The 8079-nt window shown below is 66.8% G+C and carries 5 protein-coding genes (1 of these 5 cut by a window edge); 2 read left to right on the top strand and 3 right to left on the bottom strand.

Annotated elements, in window-relative coordinates; all coding sequences use genetic code 11:
- Positions 1 to 1080, bottom strand: the 5' portion of a protein-coding gene (locus TQ98_RS23800) for a VCBS domain-containing protein (RefSeq protein ID WP_103103075.1). The gene continues 27 nt to the left of window position 1, outside the view; only the first 1080 of its 1107 coding nucleotides appear in the window; its start codon is at positions 1078 to 1080; its stop codon lies off the left edge, out of view.
- A 493-nt stretch (positions 1081 to 1573) separates the two neighbouring features.
- On the opposite strand from TQ98_RS23800, the gene pbpC reads away from it, so the two are divergent.
- Positions 1574 to 3925, top strand: coding sequence for a peptidoglycan glycosyltransferase PbpC (gene pbpC / locus TQ98_RS23795; protein ID WP_103103175.1), 2352 nt, complete (start codon positions 1574 to 1576; stop codon positions 3923 to 3925).
- A gap of 131 nt (positions 3926 to 4056) precedes the next feature.
- Positions 4057 to 5988, top strand: a complete 1932-nt coding sequence (locus tag TQ98_RS23790; protein ID WP_044873917.1) for a methyl-accepting chemotaxis protein — start codon at positions 4057 to 4059, stop codon at positions 5986 to 5988.
- A 168-nt stretch (positions 5989 to 6156) separates the two neighbouring features.
- Here the strand turns inward: TQ98_RS23790 and TQ98_RS23785 are convergent, their stop codons facing one another.
- A complete protein-coding gene (locus TQ98_RS23785) occupies positions 6157 to 7215 on the bottom strand; it encodes a GGDEF domain-containing protein (protein WP_242443174.1) in 1059 nt (352 codons plus the stop codon).
- A gap of 154 nt (positions 7216 to 7369) precedes the next feature.
- The gene (locus tag TQ98_RS23780; protein ID WP_044873919.1) at positions 7370 to 7816 is read right to left on the bottom strand and encodes a DMT family transporter; all 447 of its coding nucleotides are present in this window, start codon (positions 7814 to 7816) and stop codon (positions 7370 to 7372) included.
- Positions 7817 to 8079 lie beyond the last annotated feature (263 nt).

Below are 8079 nucleotides of genomic sequence, written 5' to 3'. Positions count from 1 at the left end.
GGTTTCGTTCAGTTCGACGACGGCGGAACTCAGCACGGCGGCGTCGTTGGTGCCCTTGATGGTGACCTTGACGCTGGTGGCGGTGCCGTCGGTGCTGAGCACCTGGAAGGTATCGGTGCGGCTGTCGCCGACGTTCAGTTGGTCGAAGGCCGAGTTGGCGGTGAAGGTCCAGGCGCCGGCGGCGTCGATGCTGAACTTGCCGTAGGTGCCGGGGCTGTTGGTCTGGGCCTGGAAGGTCGCCGGGTTGTCGACGTCGCTGATGCTCAGGGTGCCGCCGGTGCTCAACGGGACGTTGGTTTCGTTCAGTTCGACGACGGCGGAACTCAGCACGGCGGCGTCGTTGGTGCCCTTGAGGGTGACCTTGACGCTGGTGGCGGTGCCGTCGGTGCTGAGCACCTGGAAGGTGTCGGTGCGGCTGTCGCCGACGTTCAGTTGGTCGAAGGCCGAGTTGGCGGTGAAGGTCCAGGCGCCGGCGGCGTCGATGCTGAATTTGCCGTAGCTGCCGAGGGTGTCGGTCTGGGCCTGGAAGGTCGCCGCGCTGTCGATGTCGCTGATGGTCAGGGTGCCGCCGGTAGTCAGCGGGGCATTGGTTTCGTTCAGTTCGACGGTGGCCGAACTCAGCACGGCAGCGTCGTTCACGCCGGTGATCCGCACTTGTGCCGTCGCCCAGCTCAGGGTGCCGTTACCCAGGCGGATGGCGTAGGTGAAGCTGTCGATCATCACCTCACCGGCAGCCAGGCTCTTATAGGCGATGCTGTTCAAGAGATCAGTGGCGTCGTAGGAGACTTTGGACTTCCCATCCACCGGGTCCAGGAAAATCTTGATGTGCGCACCGTAGGCGCTTAAGCAATCGTCGTCATGGGCCAGCAGGTCCGCTTGTATCTCTGTCCGAGTCGCGATGCTGCCATCGGCCGCGAGGCCATCGTCCAGCGAATAGAGGGTCTTGGCCTTGCCACCCAGGTCATTCGCCATGACATCCAGGAGGATGGTGTTTGAGTCCACCTGCACCAGGTTCTCGTAGACGAAGTTGTCGCCGGTCGCCTGGGGGGTATTGCCGAATGAAACAGTGGAGATGGCCATGCTGAATTCCTTTCACTGATTGGTTGGTCTGGTTGGCGCTATCAGGGCCGAACAGTGGCGCCAGGCGGGCCTTGGGGTGCCGGATCACCCGGTGTGTTGCGCTGCGGCCGGCGCGAGCGAAGCCCGCAGGCAGCGCGCAGGAAGCTGCGAGCACCCATGGAAGGGACTCCTGAAGTGAGTACGGGACCGTGTGACGAGGAGGGAGATCGACTACAGCGACGGCCAAAGCACTGTAGTGTCAGTTTGCTACTGTTTTAGGAGTGTGCCCTGACCCTGTAAAGGAGCGCCCCGGAAAGATCGGTATCGATGGTCAAATTCACGACGAACGGCAATTTGGTGTCGGGAAATTGACTGACGGTGTGATGACGGTCCCCTCGCCAGCAGCGACGACTTGTTGTGAAACCCGGATGAGACGACCATCTGCTCCTTGTTTCGGCCCTGCCTTGGAGATGACATGGCCTGGCACCCTCAGGTCGACTCGGTATCCGCCAGGATGGCGTGGATCAAGTCAGTGTTTCGTGGGCGCGCCCTGCGCCGGCCGTGGGTGATCACCCCGCTACTCCTGTTGGCGCTGCTCTGGACCGCCGACCGCCTGTTCCCCTTGCCCCTGCCGGGGGATGACCTGGCGCGCGTGGTGCTGGCGGAGGATGGCACGCCGCTCTGGCGCTTCGCCGATGTCGACGGTGTCTGGCGCTACCCGGTGAGCCAGGAGCAGGTGTCGGCCTATTACCTGGAAGCCCTGCTCACCTACGAAGATCGCTGGTTCTACCGTCACCCGGGGGTGAATCCCCTGGCGCTGGCCCGCGCCGCCTGGCTCAACGTCACCGGCGGGCGGGTGCTTTCCGGCGGCAGCACGCTTTCGATGCAAGTGGCGCGGCTGCTCGATCCGCATCCGCGCACGTTCGCCGGCAAGTTGCGCCAGCTCTGGCGTACCGCACAGCTGGAGTGGCACCTGTCGAAGGACGAAATCCTCGGTCTCTATCTCAATCGCGCGCCCTTTGGCGGCACCCTGCAGGGGGTGGCGGCCGCCAGTTGGGCCTACCTGGGCAAGCCGCCGTCGCAGCTGACCCGCGCCGAGGCGGCACTGCTGGCGGTGCTGCCGCAGGCACCGAGCCGGCTGCGCCCGGACCGTCACCCGGAACAGGCACAGGCGGCCCGCGACAAGGTGCTGCGGCGGCTGGCGCAGTTCCAGGTCTGGCCGGAAGGCGCCGTGAAGGAGGCGATGGAGGAGCCGGTGCTGCTCGCCCCGCGTCAGGAGCCCAGCCTGGCGCCGCTGCTGGCGCGTCGCCTGAACCGCCCCGACAGCCCGCCGCTGATCCGCACCACCCTCGATGCCGCCCTTCAGCGTCGCCTGGAAGACCTGCTGCTCGGCTGGCGCGCGCGACTGCCGGAGCGCACCTCGGCGGCCATTCTGGTGGTGGAGCACCAGACCATGGCGGTACGCGCCTACCTGGGATCGGTGGATATCGCCGACGAACGCCGTTTCGGCCATGTGGACATGATCGAGTCGCTGCGCTCCCCCGGTTCCACCCTCAAGCCCTTTCTCTATGGCATGGCCCTGGACGCCGGGCTGATCCATTCCGAATCCCTGCTGCAGGACGTGCCCCGGCGCTACGGCGACTACCGTCCCGGCAACTTCTCCGCCGGCTTCACCGGCCCGGTCTCGGCCAGCGAGGCCCTGGGCATGTCCCTCAACCTGCCGGCGGTGCAACTGCTGGAGGCCTACGGGCCGAAGCGCTTCGCCGGCGAACTGCGCAATGTCGGCGTGCCCCTGGTGCTGCCGGAAGCGAGTGAGCCGAACCTGGCGCTGATCCTCGGTGGCGTGGGCAGCAAGCTGGAGGAACTGGTCAGCGGCTACAGCGCCTTCGCCCGCCAGGGCCGGGTGGCCCGCCTGCGTCTGCAGCCCCAGGACGCCCTCCAGGAGCGCCGGCTGCTGTCGCCTGGAGCGGCCTGGATCATCCGCCGCATCCTTGCCGGCCAGGCACGGCCGGATCGTGATCCCCGCGCCCGCCTGACCCAGCGTCCAGTGCTGGCCTGGAAGACTGGCACCAGCTACGGCTTCCGCGATGCCTGGGCCATCGGCGTGGGGCCGCGGCACCTGATCGGCATCTGGATCGGCCGCCCTGACGGGACGCCGGTCCCCGGCCAGTTCGGCCTGGCCTCGGCAGCGCCGCTGCTGCTGCAGGTGCACGACGTGCTGGTGAATCGCGACAGCCAGCGCGGCATCCCCCAGCCGACCGACCCGCAACCGCCGGAAGTGGATGTGGCCGCCATCTGCTGGCCTCTCGGGCAGCCCATGGTCAAGGGTGACCCCAACTGCCGCCGCCAGCGCTTCGCCTGGACCCTGGAAGGCACCACGCCACCGACCTTGTTGGCGGCCGACCAGCCCCTCGGCCTGGGGTTGCGGCAGACCCTCTGGGAGGATGCCGAGGGGCACCAGGTGGCGCCCGGCTGCGCGGGTGCAGAGGCCCGCGAGCTGGTGCTCTGGCCGGCGCCGCTGGAGCCCTGGCTGCCGCGCCGCGAACGGCGTGCCGCGCGATTGCCGGCGGTAAGCCAGGCCTGTCCGCCGCAGCTGCCGCCCGCAGCGGCGCCGCTGTCCATCGTCGGGGTGCGCGAGGGCGACCAGCTACGCCGTCCATCGGGCAGCGCCGAGCCCCTGCGCCTCAAGCTTTCCACCCTCGGCGGCAGCGGTCGGCGCTGGTGGTTCCTCGATGGTGCGCCGCTCACCAATACGGCTCCGGAGGAGAGTTTCAACCAGGAATTCCGGCACAGCGGGCGTCACCAGTTGAGTGTGCTGGACGAAGCCGGACAGACCGCTCGTCTGGAGTTCTCGATCGGAACCTGACTCGGCGTTTAGTTTTTGCCGGAGCGTGCCGATATTCTTTGTCGGCAAGGGGGCGAAGATTTGTCTTATTTGTCGTATACAATCGTTCGCCTTTCTGTCGCCAACAAGAAGAACTCCAAGGAGACAACTCCATGCGCCTCTGGCAACGCAGCATTCAGTGGCAGCTGATCTTCAGCATGGGCGCAGCCCTGCTCGCCGGCATCCTCATCGTCATTGGCATCTATTCGGTGCTGATGAACCGCCTGACCGAACGCTTCCTCCTGGACGAAGCCCTGCCCGCACGGGTACAGGCCATCGGCAATTCCCTGGAACGCACCCTGGCGGCGCCCATCACCGCCAACGCCGGCATCGCCGTGAACGCCCTGGTGCAGGACTGGCTGGCCGAAGGCGAAGACCCGGCCCGCGCCGAGGCCTTCTCCCGTTATCTGGAAAGCGTGCGGGCCCAGCAGAACGCCACCACCACCTCCATCGCGGTGATGGAAAGCGGCCACTACTACACGGGGCAGGGCCTGGCCCGCACCATCTCTCGCAGCCAGCCGGAGAACCAGTGGTTCTACAAGCTGGTGGACAGCACGCGGGACCGGGTGCTGGAAATCGACATCGACAAGGGCACCCGCCTGCCGACCCTCTTCATCAACCAGCGCATCAGCCGCAACGGCAAGACCCTCGGCGTCACCGGCCTGGGCTACAGCCTGCAGTCCATGTCGGAGATGATCCGCGACTTCCGCTTCGGCGAGCGTGGCCGGGTGTTCCTGATGGACCGCGAGGGCAACATCAAGGTCCACCCCGACGCCGCCCTGAACGGCAGCGCCCGTCTGGCCGATGTCTTCGGTGCCGGTCCGGCCGCCGAACTGCTGGCCGGGGCTGAAAAGCCGATTCACTTCAGCCGTGACGGCGAGGATTTCCTCGCCCTGGCCCGCCCCCTCGACAGCCTGGGCTGGCTGCTGGTCAGTGAAGTGCCAGAAGCAGAGATCTACGCCGAGGCGCGCCAGGCCATGTGGACCAGCAGCCTCGCCGGCTTCGGCGTGCTCGCCTTCTGCCTGCTGCTGGTGGTGCTGCTGGCCCGTGGGTTGGTGCGGCCGATCCGCCAGGTCACGGCGGCGCTGGTGGAAATCGGCGGCGGTGGCGGCGACCTGACCCGTCGTCTGGATGAGTCCCGCGCCGATGAGCTGGGCGACCTGGCCCGTGGCTTCAACCGCTTCCTGGAAAGCCAGCGCAGCCTGATCGGCGAAGTGCTGGAGACCAGCGAGCGCCTGCACAAGGTGGTCGGCCAGGTGACGACGGTGGTGGATAACACCGCCGGCCGCTCCGTCCAGCAGCAGGAAATGACCGATATGGTGGCCACCGCCGTGCACGAAATGGGGCTCACCGTGCAGGAGATCGCCCGCAATGCCGGCGCCGCCGCCCAGGCCTCGCAGCGCGCCCGCGACGAGTCGCTGCAGGCGCGCAGGGTGGTGGGGGAGTCGGTGGGGCACATCGAGAAGATGTCCAGCGATATCGGCGTGGCCGCATCGGCGGTGAGCGAGCTGGCGACCCAGGTGGCGTCCATCGACCAGGTGCTGGCGGTGATTCGTGGCATCTCCGAACAGACCAACCTGCTGGCCCTGAACGCTGCCATCGAAGCCGCCCGTGCCGGTGAAATGGGCCGTGGTTTCGCGGTGGTCGCCGACGAAGTGCGCACCCTCGCCAGCCGTACCCAGGCGTCCACCGACGAAATCCAGCAGATGATCCAGCGCCTCAAGCAGGGCGCCGAAACGGCGGTGCACTCCATGCACGCCGGCCAGGCTGCCACCGGTACTGGCGTGGAAGCCAGCCAGCGCACCGGCACCTCATTGGGCGCCATCACCGATCAGGTGGAGCACATCAGCGACATGAACCATCAGGTGGCGGCCGCAACCGAGGAGCAGTCGTCGGTCACCGAAGAGATCAACCGCAACGTCCAGGGCATCGCTGACCTGGCCCACGCCACCGCCAGTGAAGTGCGCGGCTGCCGCGAGGAATGCCAGACCCTGAGCCGCCTGGCCGGCGACCTGGCGCAGCAGGTGGGGCGGTTCAGGTTGTGAGGGGAGGCAATTTTTCCCCTGTGCACAAGGCTCGCCCCTTGCGCTGGGTCATGACTGTAGGGTGCGCTGTGCGCACCGATTCCGGGATCGGCTTCGGCACCACGTCAAACCGCCGGTGCGCACGGCGCACCCTACGATCAGGCCGCGCTTGGGATCGGGATGGCAGGGTTACCTCCTCGACAACTCCAGCCGATCCCGTCCCTGCGCCTTGGCGCGGTACAGCGCGTCGTCCACGCGCTTGAAGAAGGCCTCGGCGCTGCCGGCGTCGCGCTTGTCGAAACAACCGAGGCCCAGGCTGGCGGTGACCGGAAGGTGCTGGCCGTCCAGCTCGAAGCCGCGGTTGGCCAGGTCCTCGCGGAACAGCTCGGCCAGATGGCGGGCCTGTTCCATGCTCGTGTCCGGCATCAGCACGCCGAACTCCTCGCCGCCCAGTCGCAGCAACGCATCGCTTTCGCGGCGGAAGAATTCGCGCATGCGTTGGCCGAAGGCCTTCAGGCACGCATCGCCCACACTGTGGCCGTGTTCGTCGTTGATGCGCTTGAAGAAATCGATGTCCATCAGCAGCAGCGACAGCTCGCCACCCTGGCGATTGGCGTTGGCGCACATGGCCGGGAACAGGTTGTTGAACTGGTAACGGTTGCCCAACTGCGTCAGCACATCGGTGCGGCTCAGGGCGTCCAGGCGCTGGCGTTGCTCCAGCAACTGCAGCTCCAGGGCCAGCATGTTCTGGTACTCGCGGTGGCTCCGGTTCATGGCCAGGAGCAGGTAGCTGAGGTAGAAGGCCAGCGTGACCAGTTCGGCGCGGTCGCCCGCCGGCGTCAAGGCGAGCGCGGCCAGCCCCGGCAGGTACAGCAGCAGGATGGCGACCATGGCGCGGCGCCGGCGCATGGCGAAATTGAAGGCCATGGCGGTGCCGAAGCCGATGGTGGCCAGGGTGCCGATCAGGCTGGAGGGCTTGAAGGCGGGAGCCAGCAGCACCCCGGCGTGGACCAGGCCCCACGCGGCGGACGACACCAGGATCACGCCCCAGTGCCGGTCGATCCAGCGTTGCAGTTCGGCTTCTCCGCCCCCTTCTGGCGGGCGATGCAGCAGGCGTGCGCCCAGCATCACGGCGAAGAAAACGCTGCCGGTCAGGCCGATGGTGAGCGCTTGCATCGGCTCGGCGCTGAACAGCCAGCAAAGCAGCCAGGCCAACAGGTAGTAGACGCCGCCGAGCCGGGTACGCATGCGCGTGTCCTGCACTTCGCGCCAGAGACAGAAGCGTTCCGGTGACTGGGGGAGTTCGGCGTCGGTCATCTTTCTGTGATCACAGAAACGGCAGAGGTGAGCTGAGCTTAGCCGTTCTGCCGGACCAATGACATCAGATTGCTATCTGTGCCGCTCATCCCCGACGAATGAGCCAGATGCCTCCGATGATCAGCACCAGCCCGGCCAGTTTGCCGACGCTGACGGGGGCCTCGCGATAGCCTGCCCAGCCGAAATGGTCCAGCAGCAACGCCATGCCCAACTGACCGGCCAGGACCAGCGCCATGAACAGCAGGGCGCCGATGCGCGGGCCGGCGAACGCGGCGGTGGCAATGAAGAACGCACCCAGCAGGCCGCCACTCCACTGCCACCAGCTCAGGCCCTTGAGGGCGTCCAGGGTCGGCAGTTCGCGCTGCATCAGCACCACCGCAAGCAGGGCCACGGTGCCCACCAGGAAGGACACCAGCGCAGCACTCATCACGCTGGAAATCTGTTTGGCCAGTTGGCCGTTGATGCCGGCCTGCAGGGGCAGGAAGGAGCCGGCGATAAAGGGCAGGGCGAGCAGCCACCAAGCCTTGGGCATGGCGATCTCCGGGTTCAAAAAGGGGCGCACAGTATGCCCGAGGCGGCCCCCTCGATTACATCGCCCATCTCGGTGCAGCAACCGCCGTCGGGGTAAGACACCCATCCGATCGGGGAGGAAAACGCCCGGGTCGAGTCTGACCTGGCAGGTCCCCTGGCGATTCCACGGGCTCCCCCCGCAGGCACCGAGCCTGACACTTCCTCGGAAGCTGACTAACCTTTCAATGGATATACCCGGCAATTTGCCGGGCAGGGTCTGCCTGA

Origin of the sequence: Pseudomonas sp. LFM046 (assembly GCF_000949385.2) — a bacterium.
In the GTDB taxonomy this organism is placed as follows: domain Bacteria; phylum Pseudomonadota; class Gammaproteobacteria; order Pseudomonadales; family Pseudomonadaceae; genus Metapseudomonas.
Note: the sequence above shows the minus strand (reverse complement) of the source record. Positions and strands in the feature narration are given on the sequence as shown.

Excerpts from the sequence above, each read along its gene's own strand:
- pbpC (WP_103103175.1), top strand. The coding sequence starts at position 1,574 with ATGGCGTGGATCAAGTCAGTGTTTCGTGGGCGCGCCCTGCGCCGGCCG.
- TQ98_RS23790 (WP_044873917.1), top strand. The coding sequence starts at position 4,057 with ATGCGCCTCTGGCAACGCAGCATTCAGTGGCAGCTGATCTTCAGCATG.
- TQ98_RS23785 (WP_242443174.1), bottom strand. The coding sequence starts at position 7,215 with ATGCGTACCCGGCTCGGCGGCGTCTACTACCTGTTGGCCTGGCTGCTT.
- TQ98_RS23780 (WP_044873919.1), bottom strand. The coding sequence starts at position 7,816 with ATGCCCAAGGCTTGGTGGCTGCTCGCCCTGCCCTTTATCGCCGGCTCC.